An 18,740-nucleotide genomic window follows, 5' to 3' on the forward strand; every position below is an offset into this window, starting at 1 on the left:
TCTCGCTTATGATGACTGATGCATGACTGATGTAACGTCCAACCTTTACAGTAAGCCCATCACCGCCGGTCAGATAAACGCAAACGCATCACCAAATAAACGCGCCGGATCAGCATCACGCTGCTCGCAGAACAAATCTCGTGCTACTTTCGCCATTTCAAAACGGCCAGCAATGTAGATATCGTGTGCCGCCAGTGATGAGAAATCCTGCATCACCGCGGCTAGCACCGTACCACAGCGCCCTTCCCAGCCCGCCTGCGGCTGCTCAATAACCGGGATCACCTGCACGTTCGGGTGCTGTTCTACCAGCTGATCCAGCTCATCGAGATCATACAGATGTTGCAGCTCACGCCCGCCCCAGTACAAGTGCACCTGACGCTGCGGCTGCTGACGCAGCAAATCGAGCAAAATTGAGCGAACATAGGAAAACCCCGTTCCCCCCGCAATCAAAATCACCGGACGCTCACTGTCAGGCTGATACGCGGCCTCACCAAACGGAATCTCGATCATCAGCGGCTCACCGGCTTTGATCTTATCCATCACCGCCATCGCATAAGGGTTGTGCTCAGACGCACCGATATGTAGCTCAAGTTCATCGGTATTATCCGGTGTCGAGGCGATCGAAAACGGGCGCTTATCACGCTCGCCCATCACTACCATCAAATACTGGCCGGCTAGAAAAGAGACCGGCTTTTCCGGCACAATACGTACGCGATAGACCGTCTCAGTCATCGGTTCAACCAAAGTGACTTTGCACAAAGTCACGTTACAGCCCAACGTTGTCATAACTCTCCCTCAGCCATTCTGATGGCCTGATTTTATTCTGTTTGTTGATATTTTATTTATCGATAGCGATAACCACACGGTAAACCGAGCCGCTATTGGCGGCAAGCAGCCATTGGCCAAAAGCGGCCGGCTGATCACAGCCCGCGCGGCACATGACCACTCGGTAACGGGATAGCCAGCGAATCCCAAATCTCATCAATACGGGCAACCACAGCCGGATCTTTGATAATCGGGCGGCCCCATTCGCGGTCGGTCTCCCCCGCCCATTTATTGGTGGCATCCATTCCCATCTTTGAGCCTAAACCTGAAACCGGCGAGGCAAAATCAAGGTAGTCAATCGGTGTATTCTCGATCAGCAAGGTATCGCGGGCGGGATCCATGCGGGTGGTAATCGCCCAAATCACATCATTCCAGTCGCGCGCATTGACATCGTCATCACACACAATCACAAATTTGGTGTACATAAACTGGCGTAAAAATGACCAGACGCCCATCATGACGCGCTTTGCATGCCCCGGATACTGCTTTTTCATTGTCACCACGGCCATACGGTAAGAGCACCCTTCCGGCGGCAGATAAAAATCAATAATTTCAGGAAATTGCTTTTGCAGCAGCGGGACAAAAACCTCATTGAGGGCCACGCCCAAAATGGCCGGTTCGTCGGGCGGGCGGCCGGTGTAGGTTGAGTGGTAGATAGGATCGCGGCGCATTGTCACTGTGGTCACGGTAAATACCGGAAAGCTATCCACCTCATTATAGTAACCGGTGTGATCGCCATACGGGCCTTCGGGCGCAACTTCACCCGCCTCAATATAGCCCTCAAGCACAATCTCGGCCGATGCCGGCACGTCGAGATCACTCGATAGGCAACCGACAACCTCGGTTTTGGTTCCGCGTAGTAATCCAGCAAACGCATATTCAGAGAGAGTATCGGGGATCGGAGTCACTGCCGCTAAAATAGTGGCCGGATCTGCGCCCAGCGCGACGGCAACCGGAAAACGCTCGCCCGGATGAGCCTGCTGCCACTCCTGAAAATCGAGCGCACCGCCACGATGCGATAACCAGCGCATAATCAGCTTATTTTTACCGATCAGCTGTTGACGATAAATACCCAAATTCTGCCGCTCACGGTGCGGGCCACGGGTTACTGTTAGCCCCCAAGTGACCAGCGGTGCAACATCATCTGGCCAGCAGCGCATGATCGGCAAACGGGTCAAGTCAACCTCGTCACCCTGCCACACCACTTCCTGACAAGGCGCGCCTGATAACCGCTTGGTTGGCATGTTCAGTACTTGACGAAATTTCGGCATTTTATCGAGCAAATCGCGAAAACCTTTCGGTGGCTCGGGCTCTTTCAAAAAGGCCAGCAGCTTACCCACATCACGCAGGGCGGCCACATCATCCTGACCCATTCCCAACGCAACCCGTTGTGGTGTGCCGAATAAGTTGCACAATACCGGCATGCTGTAACCGATCGGGTTTTCAAACAGCAGTGCCGGGCCTCCGGCGCGCAATGTCCGGTCGGCAATTTCGGTCATCTCCAGATCCGGTGATACCGGCTGGGTTATCCGAATCAACAACCCTTGTTGCTCAAGAAGCGCTATAAATTCACGTAAATCTTTATATTTCATCGGAGATCCTTTCAGGCGCGGCTACCAGCATTATAAAGAGTTGTGGCGGTAAAACCGAGTACATAACCCGCATAGGGTGAACAGTACACTTTTTCAGCGTAAGTTTCCTCGTTTCACCTTCCAGCCTTCGCCTTCTTAATCTTTGTCTCTGCTGTGTTTTTGCTCTGCATCCCCCAAACTGGTTTTATCTGTTTCCCTATCCAATATTTTCCCATAAAAAAAACGCGACCCCATAGGATCGCGCTCTTCAATTATGCGTATGCAAAAGTGTGGCGGCAATTATGCCAGCAGCAAACGCGCCGCTTCCACCACAATACCTACCGCATCACTTTCAGTGGCTTTCATGGTCTCAGCATTCGGGATCTCTTGCTGGGTACGGTTGACAATCACACCGGCAACCATACCAGCACGCCAGCCCTGACTTGCACACATGGTCAGTAAGGTGGCCGATTCCATTTCATAGTTCATCACGCCCATGGCCTGCCACTCTTTCATTGAGCCTTGGAAACGGCTGACCACACGGCCTGAAACGGTGTCATAGCGCTCCTGCCCCGGATAGAAGGTATCAGAAGAGGCCGTCACCCCGATGTGGGTTTTCGCGCCGCGCGCTTTTGCCGCCGCAACCAGCGCAGTGGTGCACTCAAAGTCGGCCACCGCAGGGAACTCCATCGGCGCAAAATGCAAGCTTGCACCGTCAAGGCGTACTGAGCCTGTAGTTACCAGCACATCACCTACTGCAATGTGCGGCTGAATTGCGCCGGTTGTGCCTACACGTAAAAAGGTATCCACACCCAGTTGGGCCAGCTCTTCAACAGCAATTGAGGTAGATGGGCCGCCGATACCGGTTGAACAAACCACCACCGGCTTACCGTCAAGCTCACCCAGCCATGAGGTAAATTCACGGTGGCTGGCCAAATGCACTGGATTGGCCATCAGCTGGGCAATTTTTTTTACCCGCTCAGGATCACCCGGAATAATGGCCAGTGTTGCGCCTTTTAAATCACTTTTGGTCAAACCAAGGTGAAATACATCTGACTTTGCCATGCAGTTGCTCCTTTTTACTGAATCGGATAAATAAATAGGGTAAGGAATAAGATAATCAATAAGGTAATGCACAAGCATGTATACAAAAAGAACATGCGCCGATCGAATACCCCGATCTCACACAAACGCTCTGTACTGTAACGAACAATACGTGTGTTATTTGTGATACATGCTAAACATAAAAGAATACGATACAACAAATTACCTTTTTTATGTGATGTATCTTTCATTTATTCAGACATATGCGCCCCTCTTCCTCCCACACATCTGTAACAATATAGGGCGATACACCGATAAATCTGAGAACCACAGAAACTGCTTGGCGATCGATCCAGAGAGTGGAACAATCTTTTCACGCAGTTCGGTGACAAAAAGCAGCATAGCCGATAACCGCACCGACATACCCATAACGAACCAATAACAGGAATGTTCTGATCTATGCGTACTGAGACTCCGACCATAAAAAAACGCGATGGCTTTACTAGCAGCTTTGGCGTTATTGCCGCTACCCTCGGCTCTGCCGTGGGGCTGGGTAATATCTGGAAATTCCCCTATCTGACCGGTGCCAATGGCGGTGCGGGTTTTTTACTGGTCTATTTGCTGGCCACGTTGTTGATTGGCCTACCGGTGATGATTGCCGAGCTGACACTTGGCCGAAAAGCCAAAGCCGATGCCATCACCACCTTTACTAGCCTTGCACCACGCGGCTTTCCCTGGTGGTTGATTGGCCTGTTCGGTGTGACCTGTGCGTTTTTGATCATGGGTTTTTACTCGGAAGTGTCGGCGTGGGTATTTGCGTATATCTTTAAATCCCTCGATGGCTCGCTGCTATCAAGTGATCCAAAAACCACTGGCCAAGCCTTTGCCGCACTGATCAGCAACCCATGGCAATCCCTGCTCTGGCAGTGGCTGGTGCTGGCAATGATCGGTGGTGTACTGATTATCGGGGTATCAAAAGGCATTGAGGCCGTCACCAAAAAGCTGATGCCAGTGCTGTTTGTGCTGCTGATTTTGATTGGTCTGCGCAGCCTGACCCTACCGGGTGCGGCAGAAGGGCTCAGTTTCCTGTTCAAACCCGACTTCTCTAAAATAGACAGCGCAGTCATCCTGACCGCGATGGGGCTGGCTTTTTTCAAGCTCTCTATCGGCATGGGCACTATGCTAACTTACGGTAGCTACTTCCGTGATGATCAGAACATTCCAACCACCGCAGTGCGCGTGATGGCCGCCGATCTGTTTGTCTCTATGCTAGCCGGTATTGCCATTTTCCCGGCCGTATTTAGCTTTGGTTTTACCCCATCTGCGGGGCCAGCACTGCTGTTTATCACCATTCCAGCGGTCTTCTCGCAAATGCCGTTTGGCCATTTACTGATGGTGGTCTTTTTTGTACTTTCCGCCATTGCCGCTACCGGCGCAATGCTCTCCATTCTGGAAGTGCCGGTTTCAGTACTCAGTGAGCGTTTCAAAATCAGCCGTGTTAAATCAGTCATCATTAACGTATTGCTGCTAGCCCTGATCGGCTCAACCTGCGCGCTATCAAATAGCGTACTGGCCGACTTTAAAATTGCCGGCTTCAACATGTTTGATTTGTTTGACGAGCTAAGCTCAAAAGTGCTGATGCCCGCCGGCGGGATCTTACTGTGCCTGTTTGTTGGCTGGGTCTGGGGGAAACAAAATCTTCAACAAGCACTGAGCAATCAAGGCACACTGCACAACCAAACGCTAGTGAACGGCCTGTTCTTTATCGTTCGTTTTGTCTCACCACCACTGATTTTACTGGTCATGCTCAAGGGGTTAAATATCTTTTAAAGGATAAAGAGCAAATAAAACCACCTCCACGAGGTGGTTTTATCATAATAGAGCACTAAGGAATTACATCTCTGGTTATTGAGTTTTTCTCTGGCGCAATCCAATATAATCAGAAAAAAATAACAATAAGGTTATGATCTGATATTTTTAATTTAATTAACGTTACTTACACCGAATTAAAACCTAATATAGGGTTTATTATTCACGCCAATAGCATCAAATAATAAAAACAAGATAAGTTTTTATATCGAAAAATAGAAATAACTCAGCCATACACCCCTTCAATCTTAAACCAAAGTTAAATGAAATAGAGAAATAAATATCCATCTTGATGTATCACATCACTCTCCCCCCACTCTAATTATCTTTGCGCATACTCCCTTACCTATTGAATTATAATAATAATTTTTACGCCCTATATTTTTTTAATCCATAACCCTGATGGTTTTCACCTTTTTTAAAACCTATCCATTCAACTTATCTCGTTCATTTTATATTGTTTACTAATAACTCATTATTGTAAGGTTTAGCTGTACGCAATTAAAAAAACATAAGCACGCTAATATGTTAGATAAATATAGAGTAAGAATACCTGAGATTAACAGCACTAATTAAAACACTTAATTAGTAATTAATAATTTAATTGTGTGAGTTTGAACTTATCAGATTGACTTATTCTATTCATGGAGAGGAATAGTGAAACAAGTTTACGAAAACATGTTAAAGCAAGATAGCACAATGATAGCCAAAGAATATTTGGAGAATGAATTACACTTTATCGAAAAGACTCTTTCTAAGGTTAAAGAAAGATCAACTGTCGTCGTCGTAGGTTGTAACAAAGAAATGTATTCTGATGTCATAAAAAAACATGGATTTTACTATGTAGGCATTGACCCTTATACAAATAATACAACCTCTACCGCTGTCTACAAGATGAAGTTTGAATCATATGCAAAAAAGCGAAGCATCATTCATCAGGAAAGCTGTGTGTTTATTTTTTGGTTTAACGTTCTGAGCCATATTGATATTAGCAAAATCCGTGATTGTTTTTTTGAAGGTGACATTATCATTAATTCCGTGTGGGGAAATAACAAACCTGATCTCTATATCAGGGATAAATACTACTCAACATTTAATGACAACTCCTTACAATATAAAGAAATAATACTATCAGCCAGAAAAACAAAAAGCCTGAACGATATTGGCATTCACTTCCAGTCGATTAGCTCTTACTCACAAAGCCCAAATCATTTTGAAGTAGCATATGTTTAAATACACAGATGAGATTCTCACTATGGATCACTTATTACATCACGCTTTTCACAACCGCGTGAAGGAAATGCCCGCAGCTCCTGCTCTTATCTCTGAACATGGAACTATAACAACCTATAACGAATTAAATAGAATGGCCAATCAATTCAGGCAGGCTATTTCATCAACAAGAGCAACCACATATGCAGGGCAAACATTCATTGGTGTTTTATCAAATGTGAATGCAGGAAGTGTTGCTGCATTATTAGGTATACTGAAAATGGGGAAATCTTATGTTCCTATTGATACCCTTTACTCACCTATTCAGCTTCAGCAAATAATCAAAGAAACCAAAATGGTTACGCTAGTTGCTGATAGGGTCATGGTAGAAAGATATCAACCCTATTTAATGAACTGCACACTGGAAACAATTATCATTTTTGATGAATCAGGCACTCCTGAATTATATACTTTAGAAGCAGGGGAAATGATACCCTGTTCTTATGATATTCATCATAATATCGATTGCCTAGAAACAAAAAACCAGCCGTCAGATAGCCTAGCCTACGTCCTTCATACTTCGGGATCAACAGGAACACCTAAAGGTATCATGCTTAGTCACAGAAACGCATTGACCTTTGTTCGTTGGATGCAAAAAGAATTTCAGTTAACAAAAGACGATAAGGTTATTTCACGAGCACCACTTAAATTCGATCTATCCGTATTTGATATATTCAACACATTAAGTGTTGGCGCTGCCATTATTTATTTCGATTGGAACCTGAGACGTGATAAAAACCTCAAACATAAAGATTATGTAAATTTACTGGAACGGGAAAACGCAACACTATTATACACCACGCCCTCAACATTGATTACTCTTATAGAGAAAGGGGGGCTATTTAATAAAAAAAATAATCTACGTACTATTATGTATGCCGGAGAGCCTTTCCCTATAGCGAAACTTAAAAAACTCTGTGAACTGACTACCGAAACAAAAATTGCAAATATTTATGGGCCAACAGAAACAAATATTATCACATTCCACTGGGTGCAAGAGAGTGATCTACTTAACGACAGTATCCCTCTTGGCTATGAAATCGATGATACAGAAATTCTTATTGTTACTGACAATGGTAACCATATTTGCAAAAGCAATGAAATAGGTGAAATTTGGTGTCGGGGCGGTACGGTAACACTGGGATATCTAAATCAACCTGAACTGACAAAAAAATGCCTCGTGACTAGCCCATTTCATCCCTATCCAACACAATTTTGGAGAACGGGTGATTATGGATATAAAGATGAAAAAGGAGTCATTCACTATAAAGGCAGGCGTGATCATATCTATAAAATCAATGGCTATAGAATTGAAATTGGAGAAATAGAGGAGGCAACAGCTAGGCTTCCACACATTCATGAATCCTGCGTAGTAATAAATAAAAGTGGAGAAAAAAGCTCGATTATATGTCACTACTCTTTAAATGACGGAGCCATTTTTAACCAAGAAAAAGCAGTTGAAATGATGAATGATCATCTACAAGCATACAAAATACCACAACATTTTATTCAGCATGATGAACTGCCTAAAACCTCATCAGGGAAAATTGATCGTGTACTTCTTCAGCATTACACCACGACACCAATTATTTAATAGATGTAACAATAGCGTAGTGAAACACAAATAACTTTATCAAAAAACCAAATCAAGGATGTATCTATGTATTCCGTGCTTAACAAAATGGGCGTTAACATTCAGTCTGGTGTGCGTAAAGATCTTTATCTACTTCTTAATGAAAGTGATCAATATGACGTCAGTATTTCTAGTTCAAAAAACAGGGTCTTTACAGATATAAATGGAAAAGAAATTATTGATTTTGCTTCAGGAAACTACCTAGGTTTTGACAAGAGACAAGAAGATTTATTACCCCAAGCACTTCAAGCCACAATGGATTACGGATTACATACAGGTAGAGCCAGACTTACTGGACATTATCGCATTTGTGCCGAACTAGAAGAGAGACTTGCTCACTTTGTCGGTTCAGAAGACGCTCTAATCACAACAAATACATTTTTAGGCTCTATTGGCATTATCCCAGCACTTATTGAGCATAATGATCTTGTCGTTATGGATAAGTCTGCTCACGCTATTATGTTTCATGGAGCACAACTAGCACGAGATAAAGGTGCAATACTGCAAAGTTATGAACATAATAATTTAAATCAGCTGGAAGATATTTTAAAGAAATACAAGCATGCCCGTCATAAACTAATTTGTCTTGATGGCGTATACAGTATTACCGGAAACTTCCTTGATCTAGCAAACTTACAAATGTTAGCTATAAAATATAACGCAATTCTATTTATTGATGATGCACATGGCTTTGGCATGGTTGGTGCGGAAAAAAATAGTACAAATCCGTATGGAAATGGGTCTGGAATTATTAATCATCTAAATAAATCTTATGAGAATATTCTCTACATTGCCGGAACTGCAAAAAATATGGGTGCCGCCATGGCATTTGCCGCCGTACCTCGTGCACTTAAGCGCACATTACTCGCATTCTCACGACCCCTTGACTATTCTCAACAGCCGATACCTTTTGCATTTGGAATTCTAAACGCAGGTATGGATATTTTGGAAAAAGAAGGCGACAGTATTAAAAAATATGTCCATCAGCTAACACGAGAACTTATTGATGGGTTAGAAAACTGTGGATTTGAAACATACAACAATAATGACTTCCCTATTATCTCTGTTCGTATTCCGAACACTGAGATGCTCATTGAGTTTTCAAAAATATTGTATCGAGAGTACGGTCTTTATGTAACATCATGTCCTTATCCAACGATGCCAAAAGGCGATGAATGCATCAGGATGACAGTGACAGCAAAACATGAATCATCACAGATCCAGCAAGCAATTAAAGCATTCTCTGATTATCGTGAATTATTGCTTAATAATAATGGAAACGTTTAATCATGCTAATCAATTATATTAATAGCATTTCTGCTAAAGACTACAATCAATTACGACAATCCGTAGGCTGGTCCGTTCCGGATGAACTCTCCTCACAGAACGCTCTGGATAATTCATTATACATCTGCTGTGCCACAGTCAATGGAATACCCATTGGGAGTGGTCGAGTTGTCGGAGACGGTGCTCTCGCATTCTGTATTCAGGATGTCATGGTACATCCTGAATTTCAGAGGCGCTTTGGTGTTGGTAAAAATATCATGCAAAATTTGCTTGCGTACATCAAGAGTACCGCAAAACCTCAGTCTGATATTTACTGCATGTCTGCTCAGGGATGCGAAACGTTTTATATGGCTGTAGGTTTTATCAAACGGCCGTCATCTAGTCTTGGTGCTGGCATGGTTTTACCTTTTGATGCACTGAAACACCACTGAAGACAGAATGTAAACTCATAATCAGCACACACATTAAGGTCAGATCAACTCTGACCCTAATGTGATTCAAATAATATCATTGGAACGCACATGCGCCTCTCAATTAATAACCCTCTTCCGGCAGCCCTTTCTCTTGTCACACTAACCCTAATATGGAGTTACAGTTGGATTGTAATGAAACAGGTGACTCAGTACATAGGTGCATTTGACTTTACCGCCCTGAGATGTATTTCTGGAGCCTGTATATTATTTATGATACAGCTTTTACGATGTCACTCTCTTCGCCCTACACCATTTTCCTTCACATTAGCCATTGCGCTATTTCAGTCTTGCGGGATGGTGGGGCTAGCGCAGTGGGCATTAATGAGCGGTGGTGCAGGGCAAACAGCCTTACTAAGTTATACGATGCCCTTCTGGGTGGTGATAATCACCGTTCTTCTATACAAAGATCGCATTGGCTGGTTGCGTGGTATTGCTGTCTTAGCCGCTTCTGCTGGGCTGATATTTATCCTGAAACCATGGGATTTATCTTCCATGAAAGGTATTTTACCGGCGCTCTTTTCTGGTATCAGCTGGGCTATCAGCGTACTCACTACCGAACGTATGTTTATCCGCTATCCTGCTACTGATCTAATCGCATTGACAGCCTGGCAAATGATATATGCCGCGATAATCATGAGTGTTATCGCCTTACTGATACCGCAAGGCCCAATCAACTGGCAACCTCCAGTTATTTTTGCACTGGGCTACAGTGCTGTATTTGCAACAGCACTAGCATGGTGTCTCTGGTTATTTATACTACGGAGTCTGCCAATGAGTACCGCCGGATTAACTACTTTGGGGGTTCCTGTGTGCGGAATATTTTTTTCTTGGTTATTCCTGGATGAGATCCCTGACAAGTCTGAGTGTATTGGAATGTCGCTGGTTGTATTATCACTGGTAATGCTCAGCATCTCCCCTGTCCAGAAAATTGTGGCTTCTGACTAAAAATGGCTGATACTGGTGGTGCTAAGTTTCAGAAACATGGCTGTTTTAATGCTGAAAGTGGTTTCTTGGCCACGATGTTACATAAAGCTACATGGCCGCTGGTAAGTCAATGCTCGAGCCAGACTAAGCAAATCACTCACGTGTGCCCATCAAAAATCCCCAATAAGTTTTAATAAACTTATTTAATAAATAAAGTGCAACAACGCAAAAAGCCCATCCTTTCGGATGGGCTTCTTACTTATTTGATGCCTGGCAGTTCCCTACTCTCGCATGGGGAGACCCCACACTACCATCGGCGCTACGGCGTTTCACTGCTGAGTTCGGCATGGGGTCAGGTGGGACCACCGCGCTATCGCCGCCAGGCAAATTCTTTTAATCTATTTACATAACCGCCAACACAACTGTGCTAGCCATTACGCTAAATCTGAAAACGCACTGATAAATTCTGTTTTTGTTCTCAAAAACACGTCTAATACTTCATCGTCCAACATAACTTTGGCGTTGTATGGTTAAGCCTCACGGGCAATTAGTACAGGTTAGCTCAACGTATCGCTACGCTTACACACCCTGCCTATCTACGTCGTAGTCTCCAACAACCCTTTAGGAGGCTCTAGGCCTCAGGGATGACTCATCTCGGGGCAAGTTTCGCGCTTAGATGCTTTCAGCGCTTATCTCTTCCGTATTTAGCTACCCGGCAATGCCACTGGCGTGACAACCGGAACACCAGAGATACGTCCACTCCGGTCCTCTCGTACTAGGAGCAGCCCCCCTCAATCATCCAACGCCCACGACAGATAGGGACCGAACTGTCTCACGACGTTCTAAACCCAGCTCGCGTACCACTTTAAATGGCGAACAGCCATACCCTTGGGACCAACTTCAGCCCCAGGATGTGATGAGCCGACATCGAGGTGCCAAACACCGCCGTCGATATGAACTCTTGGGCGGTATCAGCCTGTTATCCCCGGAGTACCTTTTATCCGTTGAGCGATGGCCCTTCCATACAGAACCACCGGATCACTATGACCTACTTTCGTATCTGCTCGACCTGTCCGTCTCGCAGTTAAGCTGGCTTATGCCATTGCACTAACCTCCTGATGTCCGACCAGGATTAGCCAACCTTCGTGCTCCTCCGTTACTCTTTAGGAGGAGACCGCCCCAGTCAAACTACCCACCAGACACTGTCCGCATCCCGGATTACGGGACCACGTTAGAACATCAAACATTAAAGGGTGGTATTTCAAGGTCGGCTCCACGCAAACTGGCGTTCACGTTTCAATGCCTCCCACCTATCCTACACATCAAGGCTCAATATTCAGTGTCAAGCTATAGTAAAGGTTCACGGGGTCTTTCCGTCTTGCCGCGGGTACACTGCATCTTCACAGCGATTTCAATTTCACTGAGTCTCGGGTGGAGACAGCCTGGCCATCATTACGCCATTCGTGCAGGTCGGAACTTACCCGACAAGGAATTTCGCTACCTTAGGACCGTTATAGTTACGGCCGCCGTTTACCGGGGCTTCGATCAAGAGCTTCGCTTGCGCTAACCCCATCAATTAACCTTCCGGCACCGGGCAGGCGTCACACCGTATACGTCCACTTTCGTGTTTGCACAGTGCTGTGTTTTTAATAAACAGTTGCAGCCAGCTGGTATCTTCGACTGACTTCAGCTCCATCCGCAAGGGACTTCACCTACCGTCAGCGTGCCTTCTCCCGAAGTTACGGCACCATTTTGCCTAGTTCCTTCACCCGAGTTCTCTCAAGCGCCTGAGTATTCTCTACCTGACCACCTGTGTCGGTTTGGGGTACGATTTCTGGTGACCTGATGCTTAGAGGCTTTTCCTGGAAGCGTAGTATCAGCTACTTCAGCACCGTAGTGCTTCGTCATCACGCCTCAGTGTTATTCAGAAAACCGGATTTACCTAGTCTTCCCACCTTCACGCTTAAACCGGGACAACCGTCGCCCGGATAGCCTAACTTTCTCCGTCCCCCCTTCGCAGTCACCACAAGTACGGGAATATTAACCCGTTTCCCATCGACTACGCTTTTCAGCCTCGCCTTAGGGGTCGACTCACCCTGCTCCGATTAACGTTGAACAGGAACCCTTGGTCTTCCGGCGGGGGAGTTTTTCACTCCCCTTATCGTTACTTATGTCAGCATTCGCACTTCTGATACGTCCAGCATGCCTCACAGCACACCTTCTACCGCTTACAGAACGCTCCCCTACCCAATAACGCCTAAACGTCATTGCCGCAGCTTCGGTGCATGGTTTAGCCCCGTTAAATCTTCCGCGCAGGCCGACTCGACTAGTGAGCTATTACGCTTTCTTTAAATGATGGCTGCTTCTAAGCCAACATCCTAGCTGTCTGAGCCTTCCCACATCGTTTCCCACTTAACCATGACTTTGGGACCTTAGCTGGCGGTCTGGGTTGTTTCCCTCTTCACGACGGACGTTAGCACCCGCCGTGTGTCTCCCGGATAGTACTCTACGGTATTCGGAGTTTGCATGGGGTTGGTAAGTCGGGATGACCCCCTAGCCCAAACAGTGCTCTACCCCCGTAGGTATTCGTCCGAGGCGCTACCTAAATAGCTTTCGGGGAGAACCAGCTATCTCCCGGTTTGATTGGCCTTTCACCCCCAGCCACAAGTCATCCGCTAATTTTTCAACATTAGTCGGTTCGGTCCTCCAGTTAGTGTTACCCAACCTTCAACCTGCCCATGGCTAGATCACCGGGTTTCGGGTCTATACCCTGCAACTAAAGCGCCCTATTAAGACTCGGTTTCCCTACGGCTCCCCTATTCGGTTAACCTTGCTACAGAATATAAGTCGCTGACCCATTATACAAAAGGTACGCAGTCACACCACGAAGGTGCTCCTACTGCTTGTACGTACACGGTTTCAGGTTCTATTTCACTCCCCTCACAGGGGTTCTTTTCGCCTTTCCCTCACGGTACTGGTTCGCTATCGGTCAGTCAGGAGTATTTAGCCTTGGAGGATGGTCCCCCCATCTTCAAACAGGATACCACGTGTCCCGTCTTACTCATCGAGCTCACAACCAGTGCACTTTCATGTACGGGGCTATCACCCTGTATCGCCGGCCTTTCCAGGCCGTTCCATTAACACACTGGCTGATGTTGACTCTGGGCTGCTCCGCGTTCGCTCGCCGCTACTAACGGAATCTCGGTTGATTTCTTTTCCTCGGGGTACTTAGATGTTTCAGTTCTCCCGGTTCGCCTCGTTAAGCTATGTATTCACTTAACGATACCTAAGTTATCTTAGGTGGGTTTCCCCATTCGGACATGGTTGGTTAATAGCGCTTCATCCCAGCTCACCAACCCTTTTCGCAGGGTAGCACGTCCTTCATCGCCTCTGACTGCCAAGGCATCCACCGTGTACGCTTAGTCACTTAACCATACAACCCAAAATTATTTCAGATTGATGAAAGTACTAAACTGGTCATATGCCAGTTTCTCAAGACGCTTGTTCTTAAGAACTTCAGTTATTTATCAGCTTGTTTCCAAATTTTTAAAGAGCAATTGTGGCGTCCCCTAGGGGGTTCGAACCCCTGTTACCGCCGTGAAAGGGCGGTGTCCTAGGCCTCTAGACGAAGGGGACGCAACTTCAAACAATCTGTGTGAGCACTCAGCCAAAGGCTGGTATCGCAGGTAAGGAGGTGATCCAACCGCAGGTTCCCCTACGGTTACCTTGTTACGACTTCACCCCAGTCATGAATCACAAAGTGGTAAGCGCCCCCCCGAAGGTTAAGCTACCTACTTCTTTTGCAACCCACTCCCATGGTGTGACGGGCGGTGTGTACAAGGCCCGGGAACGTATTCACCGTAGCATTCTGATCTACGATTACTAGCGATTCCGACTTCATGGAGTCGAGTTGCAGACTCCAATCCGGACTACGACATACTTTATGGGATTCGCTCACTATCGCTAGCTTGCCGCCCTTTGTATATGCCATTGTAGCACGTGTGTAGCCCTACTCGTAAGGGCCATGATGACTTGACGTCATCCCCACCTTCCTCCGGTTTATCACCGGCAGTCTCCTTTGAGTTCCCGCCATTACGCGCTGGCAACAAAGGATAAGGGTTGCGCTCGTTGCGGGACTTAACCCAACATTTCACAACACGAGCTGACGACAGCCATGCAGCACCTGTCTCAGAGCTCCCGAAGGCACTCCCATATCTCTACAGGATTCTCTGGATGTCAAGAGTAGGTAAGGTTCTTCGCGTTGCATCGAATTAAACCACATGCTCCACCGCTTGTGCGGGCCCCCGTCAATTCATTTGAGTTTTAACCTTGCGGCCGTACTCCCCAGGCGGTCGATTTAACGCGTTAGCTCCGGAAGCCACGCCTCAAGGGCACAACCTCCAAATCGACATCGTTTACAGCGTGGACTACCAGGGTATCTAATCCTGTTTGCTCCCCACGCTTTCGCACCTGAGCGTCAGTCTTTGTCCAGGGGGCCGCCTTCGCCACCGGTATTCCTCCAGATCTCTACGCATTTCACCGCTACACCTGGAATTCTACCCCCCTCTACAAGACTCTAGCTTGCCAGTTTCAAATGCAGTTCCCACGTTGAGCGCGGGGATTTCACATCTGACTTAACAAACCGCCTGCGTGCGCTTTACGCCCAGTAATTCCGATTAACGCTTGCACCCTCCGTATTACCGCGGCTGCTGGCACGGAGTTAGCCGGTGCTTCTTCTGCGAGTAACGTCATAGCAACAGCGTATTAAGCTGCTCCCTTTCCTCCTCGCTGAAAGTGCTTTACAACCCGAAGGCCTTCTTCACACACGCGGCATGGCTGCATCAGGGTTTCCCCCATTGTGCAATATTCCCCACTGCTGCCTCCCGTAGGAGTCTGGACCGTGTCTCAGTTCCAGTGTGACTGGTCATTCTCTCAAACCAGTTAGAGATCGTCGCCTTGGTGAGCCATTACCCCACCAACTAGCTAATCCCACCTGGGTTCATCCGATAGCATGAGGTCCGAAGAGCCCCCACTTTGGTCCGTAGACGTTATGCGGTATTAGCTACAGTTTCCCGTAGTTATCCCCCTCTATCGGGCAGATCCCCAGGCATTACTCACCCGTCCGCCGCTCGTCACCCAAGAAGCAAGCTTCTTTGTGCTACCGCTCGACTTGCATGTGTTAGGCCTGCCGCCAGCGTTCAATCTGAGCCATGATCAAACTCTTCAATTTAAAGTTTGTCGCTCGAAATAACTAGCAAATAAATTGTCAGTCACTCGTTTAACTAAGTATCTTTTGGATAGTCAGCGTCTTCAACGAGTGCCCACACAGATTGTCTGATTAATTTTTTAAAGAGCAGTGCCAGCGCTTTCACGTTGACAGGGCGCGCATTATTCCGCATTTCCCTTTGGCTGTCAAGGTCTGTTTTTCACATTCCTTAAAAGCGTTTTATTCTTTACTGCTTGGCTTTCAGTAGCTTGCGCCGCTGTTGCCGTGTCAGTGGGGTCGCATTATAGGGCGTTTTGAGTTTGGTGCAAGGGATAATCGAGGATAATTTGCATTTTTCTATCTGTTTGATGAAAATCCAATCAAGATGCCCATTTTTGCGAGTTATTTGTGCTGTTTTTACCTTTTTATGGCTTATATAACAGGAGAGATGATGAAAATTGCTACGCTTGAGGTTGATCCACAATGTACGTTTTCACCGTTATGCCCCGCAGAGCTACCGGTACAAGGGGGAGATCAGATTGCCGATGAGCTGAATCGGCAGGCGACGCTAGCAACGTTACGTATTCTGACTAAAGATGCGCACCCGGCCAATGCTGTGTGGGTTGTTCCCCAGCCAGATCAAATGCTACAGCCTTTAGACTACCCAAATGCAGATTTAACTTGGGTAGCGCATGCCGTGCCCGGAACACGCGGTTTTGAAACTATTCCTGGTTTACCGGCTATTACGGAGTACGATTTTGTAGTCTGGAAAGGAATTGAGGCGGATTTGCACCCTTATGGGGCCTGTTATCATGATCTGGGTGAAAAAATGAGTACCGGATTGATTGAATGGCTGCGTGTTAATGAGGTGAAGATTATTTTACTCGGCGGGCTGGCGACCGATTACTGTGTGAAAACTACCGCGCTGCAATTACATAAAACAGGGTTGTTTCAGGTGTGGGTGAATTTAGCGGCATGCCGTGGTATTGCTGCGGGGTCAACACAGGTAGCGTGTGGTGAGATGGAACAGGCTGGAATCCGGCTTTTTGCTAACACGACTCAAATGGCTGATGCGCTACGCGTACTCTCTTGATGCAACAGGCTTGATTGATACCGCCATCGATAGGGTTCGGTTGTGGCGGTTCTTTTTTTATATCCTGATATAGGATTATTTTTATCTCTACATCTCTAGGTATATAGAAAGGATATTTAAAGAAAGATGCTGGGAAAGGAATAAAGGGACATAGCTGAGGTGTGGCTACCGCTAGATAGCAAAAAGCCCGCTCATTGAGCGGGCTCTTCTAAGATGGTCGGTGAGAGAGGATTCGAACCTCCGACCCACTGGTCCCAAACCAGTTGCGCTACCGGGCTGCGCTACTCACCGAAATATCTTTTTATTACGCTAAGAAGTTGTGGTGCGAAGAGAGGGACTTGAACCCTCACGTCCGTTAAGACACTAACACCTGAAGCTAGCGCGTCTACCGATTCCGCCACCTTCGCATATCACTGTACTTCTTTTTGCTCTTTCTCAACACCGCATACTGTATGCCATGCTGTTTAATCTGGGGTGGCTGATGGGGCTCGAACCCACGACAACTGGAATCACAATCCAGGACTCTACCAACTGAGCTACAGCCACCATAGAATCATTTACTACATTTTATATCAGCTGTGTTTCCACAACGTCTGGCACTTAAATGGCGCGCCCGACAGGATTCGAACCTGAGACCTCTGCCTCCGGAGGGCAGCGCTCTATCCAGCTGAGCTACGGGCGCCCAACGCGCCGTTGCGGGGTCGCATATTACGGATTTCACCTACCCCTGTCTAGCCCTTTTCGTGTTTTTTTTCACAAAAAAGGCTGAATGGTCATGTTTTAGCCTAAATTGGGTGAAAATTACAGTTTCCCGCTGAAATGATACGCAACATACTTAAGTAGCTTCACTTGTCGACGCCAGCGTGTAGGTTGTGACAGTAAGCGATAAAGCCACTCAATGCCCAATTTTCGCCACACGGCTGGGGCGCGTTGAACATGGCCGGTAAATACATCGTATGTACCGCCAATTCCCATATACAAAGCATCAGGGTAGTGAGAACGGCAATCACGCATAAACAGCTCTTGTTTAGGCGAACCCATAGCGACAGTTACCAGTTTTGCACCGCTGGCGCGGATTTGCTCAAACAATTCAGGCCGCTGCTCAGCGCTAAAGTAGCCATTTTGACTGCCCACAATATTTACCTTCCACTGCTGGCGCAGTTTCTCTTCGGTTTCACTCAATACGGCTTGTGTTCCGCCTACCAGAAAAACCGGCAGCCCCTGTTTACCCGCCTGCTCCATTAACGCCTCCCACAGTTCACAACCGGGTATGCGCTCTAGGCGGTGGGTATTCGGATATTTACGCTGAATGGAGTTTACAATGCTGACACCATCAGCATATTTATACTCAGCATTCGCCAACAAGGTATTAAGTTCGGGTGACTCTTCGGCTGTCATCACTTTTTCGGCATTAATTGCAATGAGCGTACCGGTTTTCACGGCATTGGGCTCAAGCAAGTAGTCTACACACTGAGACATGTCGCTAAAGCCCCAGATCTCTATCCCACGTAATGTATATTTAGGAATATCAGTCGTCATCATT

Annotated in this window: 11 protein-coding genes, 5 tRNA genes and 3 rRNA genes; 7 read left to right on the top strand and 12 right to left on the bottom strand. The window is 46.6% G+C overall.

Annotated elements, in window-relative coordinates; translation table 11 throughout:
* Positions 1–69: 69 nt before the first annotated feature.
* The 3 genes from fre to udp all read right to left on the bottom strand — a co-directional run bounded on the left by fre (position 70) and on the right by udp (position 3,461).
* Entirely contained in the window at positions 70–786 is a 717-nt protein-coding gene (fre, locus tag AC1HDJ_RS01845; RefSeq protein ID WP_479536809.1) for an NAD(P)H-flavin reductase, read from the bottom strand.
* A 134-nt stretch (positions 787–920) separates the two neighbouring features.
* Entirely contained in the window at positions 921–2,417 is a 1,497-nt protein-coding gene (gene ubiD, locus AC1HDJ_RS01850; RefSeq protein ID WP_479536811.1) for a 4-hydroxy-3-polyprenylbenzoate decarboxylase, read from the bottom strand.
* 279 nt (positions 2,418–2,696) lie between these two features.
* Positions 2,697–3,461: a uridine phosphorylase gene (gene udp / locus AC1HDJ_RS01855; RefSeq protein WP_479536813.1), complete on the bottom strand. Its 765-nt coding sequence runs from the start codon at positions 3,459–3,461 to the stop codon at positions 2,697–2,699.
* Between the two features lie 438 nt (positions 3,462–3,899).
* Here udp and AC1HDJ_RS01860 point away from each other — a divergent pair, with 438 nt between their 5' ends.
* The 6 genes from AC1HDJ_RS01860 (at position 3,900) to AC1HDJ_RS01885 (ending at position 10,919) form a co-directional block, all read left to right on the top strand.
* Positions 3,900–5,270 (top strand): sodium-dependent transporter, encoded by a 1,371-nt coding sequence (locus tag AC1HDJ_RS01860; protein ID WP_479536816.1) that lies wholly within the window; start codon positions 3,900–3,902, stop codon positions 5,268–5,270.
* A gap of 696 nt (positions 5,271–5,966) precedes the next feature.
* Positions 5,967–6,542, top strand: a complete 576-nt coding sequence (locus tag AC1HDJ_RS01865) for a hypothetical protein (RefSeq protein WP_479536818.1) — start codon at positions 5,967–5,969, stop codon at positions 6,540–6,542.
* A 22-nt stretch (positions 6,543–6,564) separates the two neighbouring features.
* A complete protein-coding gene (locus AC1HDJ_RS01870) occupies positions 6,565–8,175 on the top strand; it encodes an AMP-binding protein (protein WP_479536820.1) in 1,611 nt (536 codons plus the stop codon).
* A 66-nt stretch (positions 8,176–8,241) separates the two neighbouring features.
* Complete coding sequence (locus AC1HDJ_RS01875; protein ID WP_479536822.1) at positions 8,242–9,501, top strand: aminotransferase class I/II-fold pyridoxal phosphate-dependent enzyme; 1,260 nt, start codon at positions 8,242–8,244, stop codon at positions 9,499–9,501.
* 2 nt (positions 9,502–9,503) lie between these two features.
* Positions 9,504–9,932, top strand: coding sequence for a GNAT family N-acetyltransferase (locus AC1HDJ_RS01880; RefSeq protein ID WP_479536824.1), 429 nt, complete (start codon positions 9,504–9,506; stop codon positions 9,930–9,932).
* 90 nt (positions 9,933–10,022) lie between these two features.
* On the top strand, positions 10,023–10,919 hold the full coding sequence (locus AC1HDJ_RS01885; protein WP_479536826.1) for a DMT family transporter: 897 nt from the start codon (positions 10,023–10,025) through the stop codon (positions 10,917–10,919).
* A 247-nt stretch (positions 10,920–11,166) separates the two neighbouring features.
* Here AC1HDJ_RS01885 and rrf read toward each other — a convergent pair.
* The 4 genes from rrf to AC1HDJ_RS01905 all read right to left on the bottom strand — a co-directional run bounded on the left by rrf (position 11,167) and on the right by AC1HDJ_RS01905 (position 16,128).
* Positions 11,167–11,282 (bottom strand): 5S ribosomal RNA (gene rrf / locus AC1HDJ_RS01890).
* Between the two features lie 142 nt (positions 11,283–11,424).
* Positions 11,425–14,331: ribosomal RNA gene (locus AC1HDJ_RS01895) — 23S ribosomal RNA — on the bottom strand.
* Positions 14,332–14,458: 127 nt separating this feature from the next.
* Positions 14,459–14,534, bottom strand: a tRNA-Glu gene (locus AC1HDJ_RS01900).
* Positions 14,535–14,585: 51 nt separating this feature from the next.
* A 16S ribosomal RNA gene (locus tag AC1HDJ_RS01905) occupies positions 14,586–16,128 on the bottom strand.
* The 16S, 23S and 5S rRNA genes sit together here with 1 tRNA gene alongside, the layout of an rRNA operon.
* 424 nt (positions 16,129–16,552) lie before the next feature.
* Here AC1HDJ_RS01905 and AC1HDJ_RS01910 point away from each other — a divergent pair.
* Positions 16,553–17,197, top strand: coding sequence for an isochorismatase family protein (locus AC1HDJ_RS01910; RefSeq protein ID WP_479536828.1), 645 nt, complete (start codon positions 16,553–16,555; stop codon positions 17,195–17,197).
* 214 nt (positions 17,198–17,411) lie between these two features.
* Here the strand turns inward: AC1HDJ_RS01910 and AC1HDJ_RS01915 are convergent.
* From AC1HDJ_RS01915 to wecG, 5 genes are all read right to left on the bottom strand, one after another.
* Positions 17,412–17,488: transfer RNA gene (locus AC1HDJ_RS01915), tRNA-Pro, on the bottom strand.
* Between the two features lie 29 nt (positions 17,489–17,517).
* Positions 17,518–17,604, bottom strand: a tRNA-Leu gene (locus tag AC1HDJ_RS01920).
* Positions 17,605–17,667: 63 nt separating this feature from the next.
* Positions 17,668–17,743 (bottom strand) — tRNA-His (locus AC1HDJ_RS01925).
* Positions 17,744–17,802: 59 nt separating this feature from the next.
* Positions 17,803–17,879 (bottom strand) — tRNA-Arg (locus tag AC1HDJ_RS01930).
* 119 nt (positions 17,880–17,998) lie between these two features.
* Entirely contained in the window at positions 17,999–18,739 is a 741-nt protein-coding gene (wecG, locus tag AC1HDJ_RS01935; protein WP_479536830.1) for a lipopolysaccharide N-acetylmannosaminouronosyltransferase, read from the bottom strand.
* Position 18,740 lies beyond the last annotated feature (1 nt).

Source organism: Plesiomonas sp. ISS29 (assembly GCF_056522795.1).

Excerpts from the sequence above, each read along its gene's own strand:
- fre (WP_479536809.1), bottom strand. The coding sequence starts at position 786 with ATGACAACGTTGGGCTGTAACGTGACTTTGTGCAAAGTCACTTTGGTT.
- ubiD (WP_479536811.1), bottom strand. The coding sequence starts at position 2,417 with ATGAAATATAAAGATTTACGTGAATTTATAGCGCTTCTTGAGCAACAA.
- udp (WP_479536813.1), bottom strand. The coding sequence starts at position 3,461 with ATGGCAAAGTCAGATGTATTTCACCTTGGTTTGACCAAAAGTGATTTA.
- AC1HDJ_RS01860 (WP_479536816.1), top strand. The coding sequence starts at position 3,900 with ATGCGTACTGAGACTCCGACCATAAAAAAACGCGATGGCTTTACTAGC.
- AC1HDJ_RS01870 (WP_479536820.1), top strand. The coding sequence starts at position 6,565 with ATGGATCACTTATTACATCACGCTTTTCACAACCGCGTGAAGGAAATG.
- AC1HDJ_RS01875 (WP_479536822.1), top strand. The coding sequence starts at position 8,242 with ATGTATTCCGTGCTTAACAAAATGGGCGTTAACATTCAGTCTGGTGTG.
- AC1HDJ_RS01880 (WP_479536824.1), top strand. The coding sequence starts at position 9,504 with ATGCTAATCAATTATATTAATAGCATTTCTGCTAAAGACTACAATCAA.
- AC1HDJ_RS01885 (WP_479536826.1), top strand. The coding sequence starts at position 10,023 with ATGCGCCTCTCAATTAATAACCCTCTTCCGGCAGCCCTTTCTCTTGTC.
- AC1HDJ_RS01910 (WP_479536828.1), top strand. The coding sequence starts at position 16,553 with ATGATGAAAATTGCTACGCTTGAGGTTGATCCACAATGTACGTTTTCA.
- wecG (WP_479536830.1), bottom strand. The coding sequence starts at position 18,739 with ATGATGACGACTGATATTCCTAAATATACATTACGTGGGATAGAGATC.